This window comes from Levilactobacillus namurensis (assembly GCF_032197885.1).
In the GTDB taxonomy this organism is placed as follows: Bacteria; Bacillota; Bacilli; order Lactobacillales; family Lactobacillaceae; genus Levilactobacillus; species Levilactobacillus namurensis_A.
In genome coordinates, this window is sequence record NZ_CP134159.1 from 2210609 (window position 1) to 2229752 (window position 19144).

A 19144-nucleotide genomic window follows, 5' to 3' on the forward strand; every position below is an offset into this window, starting at 1 on the left:
GCATCCCTTTCTGACGTGACCTTTTCCTTTACCATACCCGAAAACGCGTCGGGTTGCCAACCCTATCACTCCCAAACTAAGTAAAAAGTGCCCCGTTACCCGCTAAAAACTGCCACCTAAACGACTAAAATCGCAGGCCCCCTCACTGAAGGACCTGCGATTCTGAGCGTCGTACCACTGTTACCCGTTAAGGCGTCGGGACGCTAACTGCCGGTGCGGCGGTCACTGCCCCATATTCCAAGTAAAACTGACGGACAGCACCAATCAGGTTGGCGTCATTCAAGAACTTGCAAGGCTGAACGTCGACCGTCAGTGGCGCGCCGTTCGCCCGCATCAGTGCCTGAATCTCTGCCCGCAGTCCCGCCACAAAGCCGGGACGCGCCGAGATGCCACCACCGATCAGGAGGCGTTGGGGATTCAGGCTGACGTAATTATTGAACGCGCCGATGCTGAGCCAGTGCATCATCTCCGTAATGCTCTGTTGAGCTACCGCATCACCCGAGGCCGCCGCATCATAAACGTCCTGGGCCGTGACTGCCGTCAAAAGATTCTGACGGCGACTGTAGCGTTCCGCCATCCGTACCGGACTGGCCAATTCACTCAGGGTCCCGCCCTCAGCGTTCATGACCATGTAGCCAAATTCACCGGTAAAGTGCTGCTGCCCGGTGACCAAGCGGTGATCCATGATCATCGCGCCGCCGATTCCCGTGCCGATAATCAAGAAGATGGCATCGTCCACGTCTTGGGCGTTGCCCCGCCAACTTTCCGCGAGGCCGGCGCAGTTCGCGTCATTTTGAATACTGACGGGCAGTCCCATGGCCGCTTGTAGGGTGGCCTTAATGGGGAAGCCGTTCAGGTAGTTGACCGCGCTGGTCCCGGAAATCTTCCCGGCGACCGGATCAACACTACCGGGCAGGCTGATGGCCACGCCCCGGAAGTTCAGGTCGTAACGTTGCTGTACCTTCAACAGGTTAGCCAATAGGCCTTCCCAGGTCGCCGGCGTGTCAAAGCGCCCTTTCCGTTGTACCCGCTGGTCGGCCCACACGCCGTATTTAACGGTGGTGCCGCCAATGTCGATGACCAATAAGGGGTCAGTTGCTGCTTGCGGCATGGACGCCACCCCCTACCGAATCAAGGTCCTCACCGTTGGTCGCAATCACGCGCTGGTACCAGTAGAAGGAATCCTTCTTGTACCGTGCTAAGCTACCCGAGCCGTCGTCGTTGCGGTCCACGTAGATGAAGCCGTAGCGTTTCGACAACTGCCCCGTGCTGGCGGAAACGATGTCGATGGCACTCCACGGCGTGTACCCCATCACGGGAACGCCGTCTTCCTTAATGGCCAGTTCCATCTGTTCGATGTGGTCGTGCAGGTACTTGATCCGGTAATCATCGTGGACTTGGTGGTCCGCGGTCAGTTGATCAATGGCCCCGATCCCGTTTTCCACGATAAATAATGGCAGGTGGTACCGGTCGTTCAACCAGTTCAACGAGTAGCGTAAGCCTTCCGGATCAACCTGCCATCCCCAATCCGATTGAGGGACGTAGGTGTTGGTGACCAGGTCGCGTGATTCGTTATAGGAGAACTGCGGATCTTCGTGTTCCCGGGCTGCCGTCGCAAATGACATGTAATAGCTGAAGCCCAGGTAGTCCACCTTGCCACGCTTTAAGTTCGCCAAGTCGGCCTTGGTGATGTCCAACTGGTAACCCTTGGCATCGAAGTACTGGGTCAACCAGGTCGGGTAGGTCCCTTCGACCTGAACGTCGGAGAACCAGAAGCGCGCCTGCATAGCCCGCTGCGCCTTCAAGACGTCCTTAGGCTTATCCGTAGCTGGGTAGACCGGTGACATGGCGATCATGGCCCCAATCTGGAAGTCGGGGTTGATCTGGTGACCAATCTGGACGGCTAACGAACTGGCGACCACTTCGTAGTGTCCGGCTTGATACATAACTTCTTCGGCATCTTCGTCCGGTGCCACTTGAATCCCGGAATTGGTAAACAGGGTAAAGGCCCGGTCGTAATTACTCTGGTTGTTGATTTCGTTAAAGGTCAGCCAATACTTGACCTTATCCTGATACCGTTCGAAAACGGCCTTGGCAAAGCGGGTGAAGAAGGTCACCACTTTGCGACTCCGGAAGCCCCCGTACTGGGTTACCAGATGGTAGGGCATCTCGAAGTGGGAGAGCGTGACCACGGGTTCGATGTGGTACTTCCGACATTCATCGAATAACCGGTCGTAGAACGCTAACCCCGCTTCGTTCGGCTCCAATTCATCTCCCTGGGGGAAGATGCGGGACCAGGCAATCGAGGTCCGGAAGCATTTAAAGCCCATCTCAGCAAATAGCTTCACGTCTTGGGGGTACTGATGATAAAAGTCGATTCCCTGATGGTTAGGGTAGAACTCCCCCGCCTGAACGCCGGCCGTAATCTTCCGTTCGTCGTGGGTCCCAGCCGCGGTCATCACGTCGGCCACGCTTAAGCCCTTGCCGCCGACATTGTAGGCCCCTTCAAGCTGGTGCGCGGCAACCGCGCCACCCCATAAAAAGTCTTTTGGTAATCCTGTTTTCGTCAAACTCATTTCCTCCTTGCTTGCTGCTCATCCGGCTTTTAAACTCAAAAGATGCGTTGCCAACCAGCTTCGTCAGCCACGGGCAACGCATCTTAACGTTAAAAATCTTAATGGTGAAAAATCAGGCGCGTATGGGGCATGTGCAGTACCTGGTGAATGGCCAGTGACGCCCCGCCCAATAGCGTGGCGTACTTGACGTCTTTCGACATCACCAGCGGTGGCACTAACGGCATGAACCCCAACTTCATCTGAATGTTCTTCAGAATCTCGGGTACCTGATCGATCAACGGCGAGTTGAAGAAGATCATCTGGGGATCGTAGGCCGCAATCAAGTCGCTGGTCACAATCGCCAACTGATAACAGAAATCCTCGAGTAACTGGACAATCGCTGGATCTTGCCGGTCATAGTCTCGAACCAACTGCTCTAACGAGTAGTCTTGTTGCTTCTTCAGCCGCCCCGCTTTGGCCAGTAGCGCGGTTTGCGACCACTCGGTATCAAAGTTAGGTAACGTCGCCAGGCGACGGTGCGGGTCTCGGACATCCTGAATCATAATCTGGCCGATCTCCCCGGCCTGCCCGTAGTTTCCCCGGTACAGCTGGGTGTTCAAGATGATGCCCGCGCCGAACCCCTCGTGAATACTGATCGACACGATACTCTGCAATTCCTGCTTACTGAAGTCCTGCTCGAACACAGCGGATTGGTTGGCCTCGTTCTCCAAGATCACGGGAACGTGGTAGCGTTCGCGAAAGTGCGCCGCAAGATTCACGTTCTCAAAATCCACGAACGGAGAGGTCACGATGGTGTCCTGATAGACCACCCCAAAGATGGCAATCGAAATCGCAACTAACCCGTTCTCCACGGAGAATTTGGGCAACTGCCCCATCATCTTGTCCATTTCCGCCACAATCTCCCGGATTGGACGCTGGTCAATGGACACGGTGCTGTATTCCAAGGCGCGTCCGTCCATCTGAGTGGCTAACATCTCAATCGCCGACCCCGAGATACTGAAGTTAATCACGTACCCGTAGCTGGCGTTGTAAGCAACCAGTTCTGGACGGCGCCCACTCGCATTCGATAAACGGTCCTCACCCACGCTGACCACGAGTTTGCGGGTCAGCAGTGTGCCGACGATATCCGAAACCGTGACCTTATTTAGGCCCAGGCGCTTCGAAATATCATTTCGCGAAATCGGCCCGTGGTTCACAATGGCTTGGAGCACCGAATGCTCGTTATGGTCGCGCATGACGTCCTTGTTAATAATCACTTAACTTCAACTCACTTTTTCCCTTTAGTCGGCATCGTCTTCAGCGTTTTCCTTGGCGTGCTTGATAGCCAAGTCGCTTTGCATCTTCTTTTCAATCCCATCAACATGATAGAACATCAAAGCGATACCGGAAAGGGCGAACCCAATCAGTGGAACCCAAATGTAGTTCAATTCAATCCCACGTAAGGCACCTGCGGATTGGGCGTGGTTAGCAACGTAACCAGTGGTGGTCAATAACCAACCAGTGATCACACCACCAATTCCCATCCCTAACTTCGCGGAGAAGCTAGAGAAGGAAGTAACAATTCCTTCGGCCCGAACACCGTTCTTCCATTCACCGTAGTCAACGGCATCGGCTAACATTACGGCGATCAAACCAGAAACGTAACCAGTCCCTAAGTAACCCACGATGGTGGCGAAGATGATCATTGGTACGCTGAGACTGTTGGCCCCAACACTTAAGAGTAATTGACCCACGCAGGCTAAGATCATCCCACCTAACATGGTGTTCCGCTTACCGATCCACTTAGACGTCATTGGCGTTAAGACCACGGCAACCAAGGCCACAATCTGTAAACTCAAGACGAAGGAAGCTAAACCAGCATCGTGCATGTTGTACTTGAAGAAGTAAACCGTAACTTGAGACCGCGTCTGCATCCCCAACCAGTAAATGAAGTTGATGAAGATGATGATGGCCCAAGGCCAGTTACGACGAAGCGCTTTCAAAGATTCCTTGATTGGAATTGACTTCCGCGAACTCTTGGTCTGAACCCGTTCGTGGGTGTTCTTGAAGACGAACGCGAAAATCAAGACCACAACGACCCCAACAATCAACGACCAGATAAACCAGCCGTGGGCACTGGTGGTTGAGCCCCCGAAGAAGGCAACCATTCCCAGCGTAATCCCGGTAATCAACGTCGCACCGGCAGTTCCCATGAATTGACGAATTGTCGATAACGTTACCCGTTCTTGTGGGTTGCTAGTTAATGATGGCAAGATTGACGTAATTGGAATATTAACGGCTGAATAAAGAACATCAACCCCAATGTAAGTAACGTAGGCCCAAATCAGCTTACCCGTTAAACTCAGGTTCGGCGTGGTGAAGACCAACACACAGAAGACCGCGAATGGAATCGAGAACCATAACCAGTACGGTCGACTCTTCCCATACTTGGTGTGGGTGTGGTCGATCATAATTCCCCAGAAAGGCCCATCAAAGGCATCGACAATCCGGGCAACTAAGAACAGGGTCCCCACGGCGGCGGCACTGATTCCGAACGTGTCCGTGTAGAAAATCATTAAGTACGTCCCAACCATCTGGAAAGAGAGGTTGCAGGCAAAGTCACTCAAACTATAGGCGAATCGTTCCTTCCAAGGCACCATATTTTTGGTGGCAGCCTCGACGTGCGGAGCATTTTCACTCATATTCAATACACCTCTTAGGTAAAAAAATAGTGACAAACATAAAACGTGACGGTATTAATAAACTCAACTTTCATTGACTAGAATACTGTAACCGTTTTCAGTTGTCAATCTAATTTTTCAAAAAAATCATGCGGAACCGGTTGCGCACGGGGATTTCCGTGCAATCACTAGCTTTCTAACGTCAACCAAGAAGCGGTTTGTCTTATCAGATGATAAGAAACGATAAGAAAATTCAATTTTCTTATCGCAGGTTCACCCCCCCTTGTCTTTCCAACCAACCGTCATTAAAAGAGCGGAAGACAAACGGCGGTTACCCACTGTCGTAATCCTCCGCCTTACCGGTTGGGCCTGAAGAGGCTGGAACGTAGTGGGCACGACTTGGCGCCCTGAAAATCCCAGGTCGCCAAGCTCGGCCTTTGGGTAATCCGGGAAAGAACCCCGAATAACCCAAACGACACTACTGAGCCTCTTCAGGCCCAACCTCACGGCTAAATTACGCGTACCCAATCCAGTGTTTTCTGGCACTCAAAATGGGAAATATCAACATAGTAGACTACTGAAACCAAATGATTAGGTAAGCCTGATTGGGCCTCGAATCAATGATATGCATCATCATATACTTAACTCTGAAAATGGTTGACGGTCGATTCGTGCAAGCCGTCACCACAACCTTATCCTGTTCGGGATGGGGGCCTTTTTTAATCGATAATAGTCGGCAATATGACTGGGGGCCACGGTCTGATAGCACATCATGTTCCGCTATGGTTACACAAATGTAAGCCGAGAGGACGGCCAGACAAGGCTTGGCCGTGAAATTTTCCTTGGTGAGCGCTTCTTGGCTCGCCTAGGAAAAGGCCAAGCTTGAAAACCTGAACTTTGGGTTTCAAGTTGTGCCCACGGCGTTCCAGCCTTGTCTGGCCGTCCGGTAAGGCGGATGACCAGCATGGCGGTACTTGGTTCATCATGATTCCAAAGTGGATGTGCGATCTTAAGTGTACCTATCCCACGGGAATTAAAAAAGCTCTGTAAGACCGTTGGGGTTTTACAAAGCTAATCAGCTAATTTTAGATTGTTTAGATGATATGGTGCTGAAATGTGCGACCAGCACGTCCCTTTAAGACAGTGCCTAACTTAAGGTAACGGCCGCACTAAATAGACTTCCCGACAGAAGCCCTTCATGCCGTTGAACACCCGCTGGGCCCGGGACTGCTTGCTGCAGAGACCAAAGACCGTGGGACCGGTCCCACTCATCTGGGCCGCGTCGGCGCCGAACTTCATCATCTGCTGCTTCAACTGCGTGATCTCCGGGTAGCGTTTCGCCGTCAACGGCTCTAGAGCGTTGCCCATGGCGGCGCACATCGCGTTGATGTCTTGGTCGCGAACCCCGCGTAAGAGTGCGTCGATGTCTGGATGGGCTAAGTCGTCGTAGCGAATCCGCTGGAGGATGCTGGGCGTCGAAACGCTAACCTTAGGCTTGGCCAGCACCACCCACGAGGTCGGTAACTTCGAGAGCGGTGTGATCCGCTCCCCCCGCCCCCGGACGTGGGCCGTGCGACCGTAGACGCAATACGGGACGTCCGAGTCGATCTGCAGACCCAACTTCGCCAACTCCTGCCAGGAGAGTCCCAGGTCCCAGAGCTGGTTCAGCCCCCGCAAGACCGCGGCGGCATCCGAGGAACCGCCCCCCAGTCCCGCAGCGACGGGAATATTCTTTTTGATGCGGATATTGACCCCTTGTTTAATCTTGAACCTCGATTGTAACAAGTGGGCCGCCTGAAAGGCCAAGTTACGCTGATCGTTGGGAAGAAACCCGCTGTCCGAGGCGACCCGGATGCGCTTATGGGTCGTCAACGTCTGAATGTCAACGTAGTCCGCCAGGTCGACCGAGGTCATCACCATGTTCCACTCCTCCGCCCCATCCTGGTGATGGTAAGGCGTGTCGAGCCCGAGGTTTATCTTGGCTGGTGCCTTTTCAATCAGTTGCATGAGCTCACCTTAATCCCAGATAGGTCCCTGACCTACCGTACTCGTGAATCTAATTAAGCCCATTATACTATGCCAAAAGCCAAAATAAAAAGGCCTTATTCGGCCTTATTATTTATTCATCGAAGTCAACTTCGATGTTCTTGGTTAAGATATCGGTGTAACTGTATGAAACCCGTTCAAACGAGTTCTCGTTTTGATCGAGATCAACCACAAAAACTGCGGGATAGGTTTCCCGAAGAATTCCATGCCGTTCGGTCGTCTTCTTGCGCCCAGCTTGGGCAATTACCATTAACTTCTCACCAATGCGACTATCAAGCTTGTCCTTGATATTTGCTAAACTAGTTGGCATGCACTTCACCTCTGTGAAACATGATACCATAGTTTCACAAGAAATGCAAATTATACCACAACCAACTTCAAAGCGCAATAATCAGCGGTTGGTAAGGGTTACATTAACCCTTCAGCATGAAAAGCATTCACTAATTCAATAAAATTAATCAAGGTTAACCGTTCTGGCCGCAATTGCCGGGAAATCTCGACCTGTTCCAGTACCGCAGCGATACGTTCTCGAACTTCCGGTTGCTTGCCAAAGATTCCCTGCAGGTTGTTCCACAACGACTTACGCCGGTGCGCGAAGCACCCCTTCACGAACCCGAATAAGGCCTTGTCGTCATACGGCTTTACGGGCAAAGGTTCTCGCGGCGTCAACCGGATGATGGCGGAGTCCACGTTGGGTTGCGGAATAAAGGCGGTCCGTGGCACGTCGAAGGCGACTTCCACGTGTGCTCGGTACTGCATCACCAGCGACAACGACCCGTAAGCTTTGTTGCCGGGCTCAGCAACCAGACGATCGGCGACTTCCGCCTGCATCATCACCACAATCTGGTCGAAGGTCACGTTGCTTTGCAAGACCCCCATCAGAATCGGTGTGGTGATGTAGTACGGCAAGTTAGCCACCAGCTTGACCGGATGTCCCGGCTCAAATTCGTCCGCAATCACGGCCGGCAGGTTGGCTTTTAGGATATCCTGATTGATAATCTTGACGTTATCGTAATCCATCAGGGTCTCATCCAAGACTGGCAAGAGGTTCTCGTCGATTTCAAAGGCCACGACCTTCCGGGCCTTCAACGCCAGCTGTTCGGTCAAGGCCCCGATTCCGGGACCAATTTCGATCACGTTGTCGTTGTCGTTAACATCCGCGGCACTGACAATGTTCCGCAAGATGTTGAGGTCGGACAAGAAGTTCTGACCCAGGCTCTTCTTGGCCACTAACCGGTAACGGTTCAAGATGGCCTTAGTCCGGGCCGGTGATCCAATTTCAGGTACGTTATTCTGCATGTGCATCCTCCTTTAACGGTGGTAACTTAGCCAGGGCGGCACCGAACTCAGCCGGTTGAATGCCGAACATCCGCAACCGCTTCTCAAGTTGCTTGCCATTCACGTAACCAATCTGTAGCAGTTCGCCCAGCTGTTCCCGGCGCCGCTTGGCCCCGGCGCCGCCAATCAAACCAGCGGTCACTAAGTCGGCGTGTGAAATCAGCTCTGGGGCCGCCTCCGTCTCGGTGTAAACGTGCGCCAGAGCCGCACGAATCGCCTCGGGGGTGGCGTGTTCGACGCCTAACGAGCCCCCTGCCTTATCCGGCCGCCCCTCCTTTTTAGGTAGAAAGGCGTGCTTGGCATTCGGGACCGCCTCGGCCACGATTTTACGAATCTTTTCGCCGGAAAAGTCCGGGTCGGTAAAGATGATGATGCCCCGTTGGTCGGCTAACTTCTCAATCAGCGCCAGGGTGTCGTCATCAATGGCTGAACCCCGGGTCTCAATGGTGTCGGCGTTCACGGCTCGATTGATGGCCTTGGTGTCGTCTTTTCCCTCGACCACCAAGACTTCTTTAATCTTCTTCAATGTGGTAAAACTCCTCTGCGTTGTGGTAGGTCGCACTGGCGATCTCTTCCGGCGTGGCCTCACGTTCCTTGGCAATCGCCTCGACCGTGTACCGGGTGAAGCCCGGTTCGTTCTGTTCACCCCGGTGTGGTTCGGGCGTCAAGTAAGGGGCATCCGTCTCGACCATCATCACATCAAGTGGCGTGGCCCGGACTGAATCGTGGACTTCGTGGGCGTTCTTAAAGCTGGCCACCCCAGAATACGAAATGTGCATCCCCAGGTCCAAGAACTTCTTGAGCCACTCGGGGTCACCGTTAAAGCTGTGCATCACGCCCCCGATATCTTGAATCCCCGCTTCTTTGATGATCCGGTAGGTGTCTTCAAAGGCGTCGCGGTTATGCACCACGATGGGCTTGCCCACTTCCTTGGCAATGGCAATCTGGCGGGCAAAGACCTTCCGCTGGGTCTCCTGTGGTGAGGTGTCCCAATGGTAGTCCAGGCCGATTTCACCTAAGGCGCGAACCTGGTCATCGGCTAATTGCATCTCCAAGACCTTTTCGGCGTCCGGTGTATAGTTCTTCGAATCCTCCGGGTGCCATCCCACGACGGCCACCATCTGAGGATACTGGTGTGCTAGGCGGATTGCATCGGCGTTCAGTTGGGTGTTCGACCCCACGTTAGCCATCCGGGTGACGCCCAATTCGGCGGCCCGCTGCACGAACTTAGGCACGTCGGTGATGAATTCTTCACTGTTCAAATGCGTGTGCGAATCAAAAATTTGCATTAAATCTGTCTCCTTTTTCAGCACCAGTCCAACCACTCGTCCTTTTAGGCGTACGGTCCATTAAAGCACCTGCGCCTAGGACCCGTCAAGCTAGAAAAAACGCGGGTCAGGCGTCTATTCGACTTACCCGCCCGCGTCTTATGCTTGACGTTATTCGACTGAAGACCCGTTGACCAGGTCTTGTGGGGCGATGACTAACTTCACGTCACCATCGTGTTCCGCTGATAACAGCATCCCCTGACTGATCTGGCCGCGCATCTTCCGTGGCTTCAAGTTCGCAACAATAATAACCTTCTTACCCACTAAGGATGCAGGTTCTGGATACCATTGGGCGATTCCCGAAAGGATCTGCCGCAGGCCCTTGTCCCCGGCGTCCAACTGGAACCGCAGTAACTTGTCGGCCCCTTCAACGTGGTCGACGGCCTTGATCTCAGCAACCCGTAATTCGATCTTTTCGAACTTATCGAATCGAATCTCGGACTTGTTCAAGACCAGCTCCGTGTCCTCGGCGTTGTTGGCCGCTTCCTGCTTCTGCGCCTTGGCCGCCATGGCCGCCCGGCCCTTAGTCTTCTCCGACTTGGTCATCTGACCTTGAATGAAGTCGACTTCTTCGTCCGTGTCCAACCGAGGGAAGATTGGGGTCCCCTTCGCCACGACCTGCTTACCAGCTGGTAAGTCAGCCAAAGCCAGGTTCTCCATGGACAACGTCGCGGGATCTAAGCCTAATTGGGCAAAGATTTCCTTGGGCGCGTGGGTCATCACGGGACTGATCAACGTGGCAATGACCCGTAGGCTGGCTGCTAAGTGCGCCATGACCGCCGCTAATTGGTCACTGGCCGCGTCATCCTTGGCCAACTTCCAGGGCTCCGTCTCGTCAATGTACTTGTTGGTCCGGGCCACTAACTTCCAGATCTCCGCCAATGCATCGGCAAAGTGCATCTGGTTCATCAGGTCGTGGTAGGTCGTGATCACTTCAGCCGCCGTTTGTTCTAGGTCGGCGTCGAATTCGGTGACCCCACTCTTGAATGCAGGGAGTTGACCGCCTTGGTACTTGTTGATCATGGCAACGGTCCGGTTCAATAAGTTCCCCAGGTCGTTCGCCAGGTCATAGTTCAACCGGTTCACGAAGTCTTCCGGTGTAAAGTTCCCGTCGTTACCGTAAGGCATTGCCCGCATCAGGTAGTACCGCACGGCGTCCAGGCCGTACCGGTCCACTAAGGTTTCGGGGTAGATCACGTTACCGGTGGACTTGGACATCTTGCTGTCCTTCATCAATAACCAACCGTGCGCGAACAGTTCCTTAGGCATCTCTAAGCCCAGGGCGTGTAAGACGATTGGCCAGTAGATTGAGTGGAACCGCACGATTTCCTTACCCACCATCTGCACGTCGGCTGGCCAGTACTTCTTGAAGAGGCCTTCATCATCGCTGGTGTAGCCCAGAGCGGTGATATAGTTAAGCAACGCATCGATCCACACGTAGACCACGTGCTTAGGGTCGCTGGTCACCGGAACGCCCCAAGTGAAGGTGGTCCGGGAAACAGCCAGGTCTTCCAATCCCGGCTTGATGAAGTTATTGATCATTTCGGTCATCCGTGATTCTGGTTGGATGAAGTGCGGGTGACTGTGGTAGAAGTCTAACAGCCAATCCGCGTACTTACTCATCTTGAAGAAGTAGGATTGTTCCTTGACTAAGGATACTTCGTGCCCGGATGGGGCCTTCCCCCCGATGACCTTCCCGTTCTCATCATGGTAGACTTCGGCTAATTGGGTCTCGGTAAAGTACTCTTCGTCATCTTCGGAGTACCAGCCTTCGTATTCACCCAAGTAGATGTCGCCCTGCTTCAACAGACGTTCGAAGATCTTTTGAACGGCCGCAACGTGTTCTTGGTCCGTGGTCCGGATGAACTTATCGTTGGAGATTTCCAACGTCTTCCAGAGTTGCTTGATCTGGGTGGCCATGCCATCGACGTATTCCTGAGGCGTCTGGTGGTTCGCCTTGGCCTTGTCTTCGATCTTCAGACCGTGTTCGTCGGTCCCCGTCAGGAAGAAGACGTCATACCCGTTACTGCGCTTATACCGCGCAACGGTATCACAGGCAATCGTGGTGTAGGAATTTCCGATGTGTAACCGACCGGATGGGTAATAAATCGGCGTGGTAATGTAAAAAGTTGGTTTGGGTTCTGCCATAAACTAAAGCCTTCCTTACTCAAAAGATTTTTCATCAATTTTAAGATTAAAATTTAAGGTAAATTCTCACTAAGTATAGCATAATCCCCGGTCAAGCCATAGTTCCCGACCGGGGATTTTCCTATCTTATGACGGTTTCGCACTAAAACAAATCCAATTGCTGAGGCGCCAGATTAGTCCAGTGCAAATCAAGAATCTGTTGTAGGCGCAACGCGTTAGGGGCGGCGTCACGACCCGAGTTATTGTTGAAGATCACGCAAACGTCTTGGGCGTGAGCGGCTACCCGCCGGACCAGCGCCGCTAGAGCTTGCAATTCCTCCTCACTGTACTTGTACAGGGTTCGGGTCTTGCGCCAGTTAGCCCCCTGATTAAACCAGCCCTGGGCGTTTCGCCCGTGCAGGCGAATCACCGCTAGTTCCAGGGTCGTAACCGTCTCCACCAGCGGAATCCCGTCGTTTAAGTTATGGGGCTCGTCGGTGGTCACGTTGGTCATCCGCAACGACTGCAGGTAAGCCAGCACGTCTTGGGTCATACCCGGGGTGGCGAACCAGCTGGGACTGCGGAATTCGACTGCAATCGGTAGGTCCCCCATCCAGGTGCGCATCTCCCGCAGGTACTGGATGTTGGCCGTGGTCCGGTTGAAGTACGGTGGAAATTGAAAGAGGACCGTCCGCAGCTGGTGAGCGCGCCACAAGGGTTGCATCAACGTTTTATAGCGGGCAAAAGTCGCCGCCCGTTCCTCAAAATCCACGGGATGTTCCCGCTGGCCGTGGGTGGTCATGACCTGGTTAGCTTTCAAGATGAACTGAAAGCCCGCCGGTACGGACGCTTGCCAGTTGGCCAACGTGGTCTCCCTGGGCAGCCCGTAAAACGGCGTATCCAGTTCCACGAGGGGTAAGTGACCCGCGTATTCCGTTAATTTCACCGGACGATCCTCCCCGCCAATCAGGGCCGGATGCTCCGTCCAGGTGGTCAACCCAATCGTAATCAATTGGCCGCCTCCTTTCACGTCGTGCTTAAATGTCGTCCTACTTAAACCGTTCAAACTGTTTGATCAACGCCGCTTCCGGCTCCGAGAGATGGCCCCGTAGCTGACTGATCAGCCGGCGGCCCGACAAACGGTCATTATACCGAATACCCGTGACGCAAAGGTCAATCAGGGCGAAGAGAATCGTCACTAACCCCGCCTGTCGTCGGGAAAACGTGGTGTTGAACAACATCACGGCCTCTTGGTTAAAAGCCAACTGTAAGATCCCGTAAATCACCAGCGTGTCAGGAATAAGTTGTAAAAAGTTGAGCCAGCGCAACCGTCGAACCAATTGACGGAGCTGACGAATGATTTCTTGATGACTCATGGGATTCACCTTCAGACCTTTAGTTCCGTGAAGAACTTCGTGGCGTCTTCTTGAACCATCTCGATGGGAACGCCCAAGTCGAGCTTCTCTTGATTGATCACCACCACGGGGACCTGCGGGTTGCGATAATTCAGTAGGCCCGCGAACGGGTAGACCCGCATCGAGGTCCCCACCACGACCACCAGATCAGCGGCCGCCATGGCCCCGACCGCGCGTTGGACGTTGAGTTGGTTCAAGCCCTCGTCGTAGAGGACCACGTCGGGCCGAAGCCAGCCACCATCCGCATCGTGGTGCGGGTCTTTAAGATACTCATGCCAGTCCACGGTCTGCCCGCAGACTTGGCAATACACCTTATACATGTTGCCGTGAAACTCCACCAGATGGGCGCACTTGGCCACACGGTAGAGGTTATCGATATTCTGCGTGATGACCGTCGCGCGATTCTGCTGGGTCAACGCGGCTTGCTTGGTGTGGATCACGTTAGGTTGGGCGTCCGGATGATACAGGTTCTGCTTCACGTAGTCGTAGAACGTCTCCGGTTCCTGCACCAGACACGCGTGACTCAGGTAATATTCCGCGTTGCGGTGACCCGTGTACAAGCCATTTTTCGACCGGTAATCGGGAATGCCCGACGGCGTCGAAACGCCCGCACCCGTCAAAAAGACAATGTGCTGGGCTTGATCAAATTCACTTTGTAACCGTGCTTCCATAGTCTTGCCATCCCCTCATTAGTGTCGGTTGTGACTGCTAGACCCATTATAGCATGTTCGCTTAGGGGCGGCCGGTCACTGGTTCAACCACCCAAAAACGCCGAACGGCCACAGACTCGTGACGGTTCAGCGCTTCGCGTTACCGTAAGATATACGGCATCTTTAATTGCCGGAACAACTCGTCCACGGTTAAATCGTAGATGTGGGTGTAGTAGTCCGGGGTATCTTCCTTAGGCTTAGGCGCTGGTAGGACGAAGGCATTTTGCTGGTCCGACCGGTTAAAGCCGACGTAGCCCCGTCGTTGCGTGGTCTTTTCGTGCATGTCGGAGTGGTAGAGTTCGAACACCTGCCGGACCTTCAACCCCAACTGGCGCTTCGACAGAACACTGGCCAACGTAGTGTACTCCGTGTTGTGCAGTGCCGGCAAGTCCCAGGCTTCCAGTTGCGCATCGAACGCCTTGAACAACTTGACCACGTTCCGCCGGAAAGTAAAGGGCGAGGAAACGGGTTTTTCCATGATCAGGTCGTACAACTTCTGGGCTGCCGCAAAGCTCAACGGGTAGTCCTTGGTGAAGGTGGCGTTGATGGCGTCATCGTCCCGGCCAAAGAAGACCAGTGCGTCCAACAGCGTCAGGGTCCGTAACGTCATCTCATCATCACGTTCAGCGGGTTCCGGCTTCAGGGTCGCCTGGACCCCCTTCAAGTACAGGTCATGGATTTCGGGTGTGATCAAGCCGTGCTTCTTCTGCTCACTGACCACGACCACGTGGCTTACGATATCGTAGAGTTCGGTCCCCATGATCATCAATTGTTCGTCCAGGTCCTTGTTCCCCGTGGTCAACGAGAAGAAGACTTGCGGGAATCCTGACAGGATCATCAAGAGGTGCAACAGTTCGTGGGACGCCGTGTAGTTCGGTGCCGTCAAATCTGCGACCTGAATATCGATGTCCTTGCCGACCTGCATCTGTTGGGCCTGATCATGGCGCACGTAACCGGCCTGTAATTGGCCGATAAAGTGAACCGTGACTTTACCCGGATACAAGTTGTTGACCTGGTTGATCAGGTCTTGAACCTGGTCATTCAGCACTACATCTTTTGCTTCCATGTTTAATTGCCATCCTTTATTAATCATTTACATGAGTTTGGCGAACTGCCGCTAAGGCCGCGCGGGCCTGGGCAGTCGTCGGTTGTTTACTGGTCAGCTGGGCGACCACCGCCGGAACTTCCGCCGGCGTTGCGCCCACTGACAGGGCCAGCGACCGTAACTGCAGGTGCATGTGGCCCTTCTGGATACCATCGGTCACTAAGGCGCGTAAAGCCGCCACGTTTTGGGCCAAGCCCACTGCCGCGGTCACCCGCATCAAGTCGCGGGCACTGGTCACGTGCGCTAGCTGCTGGTTCACCGCGACCAACGGGAAGACCCGGGTCGCACCACCCACGAAACCTAACGCCAATGGGAGGGTGAGTTCGCCTTGTAACTGCTGGTCCGCCGTGACGTGCCACTGACTTAAGCCCCGGTACTGACCATCCCGGCTGGCATACGCGTGCACGCCGCTTTCCACGGCGCGCCAATCGTTTCCCATGGCCAGGACCACCGCGTCGATACCGTTCATGATGCCCTTGTTATGGGTCGTGGCCCGGTACGGGTCGACCTGTGCAAACGCACTGGCCGCAGCGATTCGACGGGCCACCGTTAAGCCATCACTGGTTTTGGTCCGCAACTGGTCGACGGGGACCGTGCACCGGGCCGTCACCAGACTATGCGTGGCGTAGTTGCTTAGAATGCTCATCAGAATCGTCGGCGCCTGGTGCGCGCGCAGGTAGTCGGCGACCGCCTCGGTCATCGTGTTGACCAAGTTGGCCCCCATGGCTTCCCCGACGTCGATGAAAAGATCGATTGACGCCCAATCCGGCGGTAATAGCCGCACCCGAACCGACCGGGCCCCGCCACCGTGTGTGAGTAACGATGGGTGAGCCGCGTCCGCAACCTGCAAGAGGTCTTGGGCGTGGTCGGTCACCCACTGTTGTAGTGCCGGACCATCCGTGACCTGTTGGCACACGATTTGGCCCATGAGTTCCCGGCGTTCTACGGCGGTGGTGATGCCAACGTCACTGGTCAACAACCGCCCGCCGTTGCTTGCGGCCGCGATGACGGAGGGCTCTTCGGTGACCATGGGGACCGCCACGGCATGGCCGTCGACCCGCAGGTTCACCGCCACGCCTTCGGGTAACCCGTAGGTGGTCAGGTAGTTTTCAATCAATTCTTCATCCGCAGCCTGCCGCTGGTCGGCCACCGTTCCCAACTGTTGGGGCGATAAATGGCTGGCCTGGGCCAACTGGTCTCGGCGCTGGTCATAGGATAAGCGGTAAAACGGTGTGGTCATGGTTGACGGTCCCCCTTAACGTTGTCGCAAGTATTCCGAGATGATGCCTTCACGGACACCGCTTTCGGAAAAAACGACCCGATCAGAATCCAGCATCTGCAGTAAGGTCACCAAAGGTAACATCCCGCCTAAGATGATGTCGGCCCGTTCCGGCTCCAGTCCCGAGATCCGTTTACGCTCCCGCAGAGGTACCTCTAACAATCGCTGGAAGGTCCGAAAGACTTGGTCGGTGGTTAACCGGTACCCGTGGATGTTCTCCACGTGCAGAATCTTCTGCTGCTGGCGGTTCATCCGGGCCAACGTCCGGTTGGCGCCCCCCAGTAAGACCAGTGGCAGGTTCTTTGCGTCGTTCAGCCACCAGATATCGCGCAAACGTTCCCGCAAGAAGACTTGCGCGGAAAACAGGTCAACGGCGTCTACCACGTCGTCTAGGTGGAACTGTTCGGACAGGTTGACCGCCCCGAACGGCACGCTGATCAGGTTAGCATCCTTGCCATCCTTGACGTGGACCAGTTCACAACTCGCGCCCCCGGTATCCAGTAACAGGCAGTCTTTAACTTTGAGACGGTTGACCGCGCCCAGGTAGTCGTAGTAAGCCTCCTGGTCGCCGGAGAGCACTTCCAAGTCGATGTTGGTCGCATCCTTGACTTGGCGCAGAAAGTCGGCGCGGTTGCGGGCTTGACGCACCGCGGCCGTGGCGATTCCCCGAACAATCAGTTGGGGAAGGTGCTCATAGTACGGCCGAAATGACCGTAAGGCGGCAATCGTCCGCCCCATCGCTTTAGGTTGGAGGATCTTCTCGGGTCCCATGCCCTCGGATAGCCGGCTATCGGCCTTGATCCGATTGACTTCGCGGTATGTGCCGTCATCGCGTAACTCATTGACGGCCAACCGGACAGAATTGGAACCCAAATCCACAATGGCTAAATTTTGCATAGTCCTTCCCCCGTTTCGGTCTAGCCGAAGTAGTCGATGCCGACCGCGTGCCGGACTTCGTGAAGTGTTTGAGCAGCGACTTGGTTCGCCTGTTCGCTCCCCCGCTTCAAGATGTCGTAGACCCCGGCTGGGTCAGCGGCGAATTTCTCGCGCCGTTCGCGAATCGGCTTCAATTCGGCTTGTAAGACATCGTTTAAGTACCGTTTAATCTTAACATCTCCCAGGCCACCGTGCTGGTATTGCGCCTTCAAGTCAGCCACTTTATCTTGATCCTGCGCGAAGATGTCTAGGTAGGTGAAGACCGTGTTGCCTTCGATATGGCCTGGGTCTTCCACGTGGATGTGTTCGGGGTCGGTGTACATCGACATGACTTTCTTTTGAATCGTGTCGGCGTCATCGCCCAGGTAGATGGCGTTGTTGAGGGATTTACTCATCTTAGCGTTGCCATCGAGTCCTGGAATCCGCCCCAAGCCCTTAGCTGGGAAGTAGCCTTCGGGTTCCACTAAGATCTCTTGACCATAAATGTTGTTGAAGCTGCGGACGATTTCTCGCGTCTGTTCCAACATGGGTTCTTGGTCATCACCCACGGGTACCGTGTCGGCCTTGAACGCCGTGATGTCGGCTGCTTGACTGACCGGGTAGATGAAGAAACCGGCCGGCACACTTTCACCGAACGCCTTTTGCTTGATTTCCGTCTTCACGGTCGGGTTCCGGTTCAACCGTGATACCGTGACCAGGTTCAAGTACGTCATGGTCAATTCGCTGAGGGCTGGAATCTGGGACTGTACCAGAATGGTTGACTTGGCGGGGTCAATCCCCACAGCCAGGTAGTCTAACGCCACTTGTAACAGGCTGTGGCGAATCTTTTCGGGATCCCGGGCGTTGTCGGTCAACGCTTGGGTATCGGCAATCATGATATAGGTATCGTAGTCCCCAGTGTTCTGAAGCGCGACCCGGTTACGGAGAGAACCCACGTAATGGCCAATGTGCAACTTACCAGTCGGGCGGTCACCCGTTAAAATCACGTGTTTTTTTGTCATTTAAATCTTCCTTTCTAAAAAAGCGCCCCATTGGAATCACTCCAATAGGACGCTGATGCGCGGTACCACCTAACTTGTGGCCATTTACGACCACCACTTTTGCCGTTAACGGGGCACCCGCGATAATTATCGGTTAATAAGTAACGGTTCCGACCCACTTCGACCGTGATCCCGTTGCAGCTTATCGGGACCTCTCTGGACTTGGTCTACTTCCATCGAAACGCCTGCCTACAGTTTAGTGGATTTTCTGGGGAAAGTAAACTGAAAGTCACTCAGGACTAAAACTAGTTGGCGCATCCGCCTTACCGGCCGGCCAGACAGGGCTGGAACGCCGTGGGCACCACTTCGAGCCACAGAGCGGTCTCGAAGCTGGGCCTTATTCTAAGTCGGCTAACCCCCGCCGACTAAGAATAATTTCACGGCTGAGCCCTGTCTGGCCGGCCTCACGGCTCACAAAACACTAAATTGTTCACCATCCCCCGAAATCTACAGGGGTATTTCTTAAAAATCCGGGGCAAAAAGCCTAACCGCCTTCTCCCTTACGCTTAGCCAAAGATTACGCCCGCTAACTTACCGCTCTTAACCCCGCGCTTTTACAACGGTCTTTGATTGACACAGCACTT

17 protein-coding genes are annotated in these 19144 nt (G+C 54.3%); all 17 read right to left on the reverse strand.

The genetic code is table 11. From position 1 onward, the window contains the following. Positions 1–187: 187 nt before the first annotated feature. The 17 genes from RIN67_RS10655 to trpS all read right to left on the reverse strand — a co-directional run bounded on the left by RIN67_RS10655 (position 188) and on the right by trpS (position 18521). Entirely contained in the window at positions 188–1111 is a 924-nt protein-coding gene (locus RIN67_RS10655) for an ROK family protein (protein WP_264999973.1), read from the reverse strand. Then, positions 1092–2576: a 6-phospho-beta-glucosidase gene (locus RIN67_RS10660; protein WP_264999974.1), complete on the reverse strand. Its 1485-nt coding sequence runs from the start codon at positions 2574–2576 to the stop codon at positions 1092–1094. Before RIN67_RS10660 ends, RIN67_RS10655 begins: the two co-directional genes overlap by 20 nt. A 98-nt stretch (positions 2577–2674) precedes the next feature. After that, the gene (locus tag RIN67_RS10665) at positions 2675–3832 is read right to left on the reverse strand and encodes an ROK family transcriptional regulator (protein WP_313825876.1); all 1158 of its coding nucleotides are present in this window, start codon (positions 3830–3832) and stop codon (positions 2675–2677) included. Positions 3833–3856: 24 nt separating this feature from the next. Beyond that, on the reverse strand, positions 3857–5257 hold the full coding sequence (locus RIN67_RS10670; protein WP_024747944.1) for an MFS transporter: 1401 nt from the start codon (positions 5255–5257) through the stop codon (positions 3857–3859). 1131 nt (positions 5258–6388) lie between these two features. Continuing rightward, positions 6389–7243 carry a 4-(cytidine 5'-diphospho)-2-C-methyl-D-erythritol kinase gene (gene ispE / locus RIN67_RS10675; protein ID WP_024747945.1) on the reverse strand — a complete coding sequence of 285 codons (855 nt, stop codon included), beginning with the start codon at positions 7241–7243 and terminating at the stop codon, positions 6389–6391. Between the two features lie 112 nt (positions 7244–7355). Then, on the reverse strand, positions 7356–7592 hold the full coding sequence (locus RIN67_RS10680; protein WP_024747946.1) for a Veg family protein: 237 nt from the start codon (positions 7590–7592) through the stop codon (positions 7356–7358). A gap of 98 nt (positions 7593–7690) precedes the next feature. After that, the gene (gene rsmA / locus RIN67_RS10685; RefSeq protein WP_264999848.1) at positions 7691–8581 is read right to left on the reverse strand and encodes a 16S rRNA (adenine(1518)-N(6)/adenine(1519)-N(6))-dimethyltransferase RsmA; all 891 of its coding nucleotides are present in this window, start codon (positions 8579–8581) and stop codon (positions 7691–7693) included. Continuing rightward, complete coding sequence (gene rnmV / locus RIN67_RS10690; RefSeq protein ID WP_264999849.1) at positions 8571–9146, reverse strand: ribonuclease M5; 576 nt, start codon at positions 9144–9146, stop codon at positions 8571–8573. Before rnmV ends, rsmA begins: the two co-directional genes overlap by 11 nt. Continuing rightward, entirely contained in the window at positions 9133–9909 is a 777-nt protein-coding gene (locus RIN67_RS10695; protein WP_264999850.1) for a TatD family hydrolase, read from the reverse strand. Before RIN67_RS10695 ends, rnmV begins: the two co-directional genes overlap by 14 nt. A gap of 150 nt (positions 9910–10059) precedes the next feature. Further along, the gene (gene metG, locus RIN67_RS10700) at positions 10060–12096 is read right to left on the reverse strand and encodes a methionine--tRNA ligase (RefSeq protein WP_056944215.1); all 2037 of its coding nucleotides are present in this window, start codon (positions 12094–12096) and stop codon (positions 10060–10062) included. Between the two features lie 142 nt (positions 12097–12238). Continuing rightward, on the reverse strand, positions 12239–13087 hold the full coding sequence (locus RIN67_RS10705) for a DUF72 domain-containing protein (RefSeq protein ID WP_264999851.1): 849 nt from the start codon (positions 13085–13087) through the stop codon (positions 12239–12241). Positions 13088–13124: 37 nt separating this feature from the next. Continuing rightward, positions 13125–13451 (reverse strand): hypothetical protein, encoded by a 327-nt coding sequence (locus RIN67_RS10710; RefSeq protein WP_024747952.1) that lies wholly within the window; start codon positions 13449–13451, stop codon positions 13125–13127. A gap of 11 nt (positions 13452–13462) precedes the next feature. Beyond that, positions 13463–14161 (reverse strand): NAD-dependent protein deacylase, encoded by a 699-nt coding sequence (locus tag RIN67_RS10715; protein WP_264999852.1) that lies wholly within the window; start codon positions 14159–14161, stop codon positions 13463–13465. 139 nt (positions 14162–14300) lie between these two features. Continuing rightward, positions 14301–15266 (reverse strand): IpaB/EvcA family protein, encoded by a 966-nt coding sequence (locus RIN67_RS10720; RefSeq protein ID WP_264999853.1) that lies wholly within the window; start codon positions 15264–15266, stop codon positions 14301–14303. 19 nt (positions 15267–15285) lie between these two features. After that, complete coding sequence (locus RIN67_RS10725) at positions 15286–16545, reverse strand: hydroxymethylglutaryl-CoA reductase, degradative (protein WP_264999854.1); 1260 nt, start codon at positions 16543–16545, stop codon at positions 15286–15288. Positions 16546–16560: 15 nt separating this feature from the next. Beyond that, a complete protein-coding gene (locus RIN67_RS10730; protein ID WP_056944219.1) occupies positions 16561–17481 on the reverse strand; it encodes a Ppx/GppA family phosphatase in 921 nt (306 codons plus the stop codon). Positions 17482–17501: 20 nt separating this feature from the next. Continuing rightward, positions 17502–18521, reverse strand: coding sequence for a tryptophan--tRNA ligase (gene trpS / locus RIN67_RS10735; RefSeq protein ID WP_024747957.1), 1020 nt, complete (start codon positions 18519–18521; stop codon positions 17502–17504). Between the last annotated feature and the right edge of the window lie 623 nt (positions 18522–19144).

Coding starts and splice junctions, on each gene's coding strand:
- metG (WP_056944215.1), bottom strand. CDS start 12,096: ATGGCAGAACCCAAACCAACTTTTTACATTACCACGCCGATTTATTAC.
- RIN67_RS10655 (WP_264999973.1), bottom strand. CDS start 1,111: ATGCCGCAAGCAGCAACTGACCCCTTATTGGTCATCGACATTGGCGGC.
- RIN67_RS10660 (WP_264999974.1), bottom strand. CDS start 2,576: ATGAGTTTGACGAAAACAGGATTACCAAAAGACTTTTTATGGGGTGGC.
- RIN67_RS10715 (WP_264999852.1), bottom strand. CDS start 14,161: ATGGAAGCACGGTTACAAAGTGAATTTGATCAAGCCCAGCACATTGTC.
- RIN67_RS10680 (WP_024747946.1), bottom strand. CDS start 7,592: ATGCCAACTAGTTTAGCAAATATCAAGGACAAGCTTGATAGTCGCATT.
- RIN67_RS10725 (WP_264999854.1), bottom strand. CDS start 16,545: ATGACCACACCGTTTTACCGCTTATCCTATGACCAGCGCCGAGACCAG.
- ispE (WP_024747945.1), bottom strand. CDS start 7,243: ATGCAACTGATTGAAAAGGCACCAGCCAAGATAAACCTCGGGCTCGAC.
- RIN67_RS10710 (WP_024747952.1), bottom strand. CDS start 13,451: ATGAGTCATCAAGAAATCATTCGTCAGCTCCGTCAATTGGTTCGACGG.
- trpS (WP_024747957.1), bottom strand. CDS start 18,521: ATGACAAAAAAACACGTGATTTTAACGGGTGACCGCCCGACTGGTAAG.
- RIN67_RS10670 (WP_024747944.1), bottom strand. CDS start 5,257: ATGAGTGAAAATGCTCCGCACGTCGAGGCTGCCACCAAAAATATGGTG.
- RIN67_RS10720 (WP_264999853.1), bottom strand. CDS start 15,266: ATGGAAGCAAAAGATGTAGTGCTGAATGACCAGGTTCAAGACCTGATC.
- RIN67_RS10695 (WP_264999850.1), bottom strand. CDS start 9,909: ATGCAAATTTTTGATTCGCACACGCATTTGAACAGTGAAGAATTCATC.
- rsmA (WP_264999848.1), bottom strand. CDS start 8,581: ATGCAGAATAACGTACCTGAAATTGGATCACCGGCCCGGACTAAGGCC.
- RIN67_RS10730 (WP_056944219.1), bottom strand. CDS start 17,481: ATGCAAAATTTAGCCATTGTGGATTTGGGTTCCAATTCTGTCCGGTTG.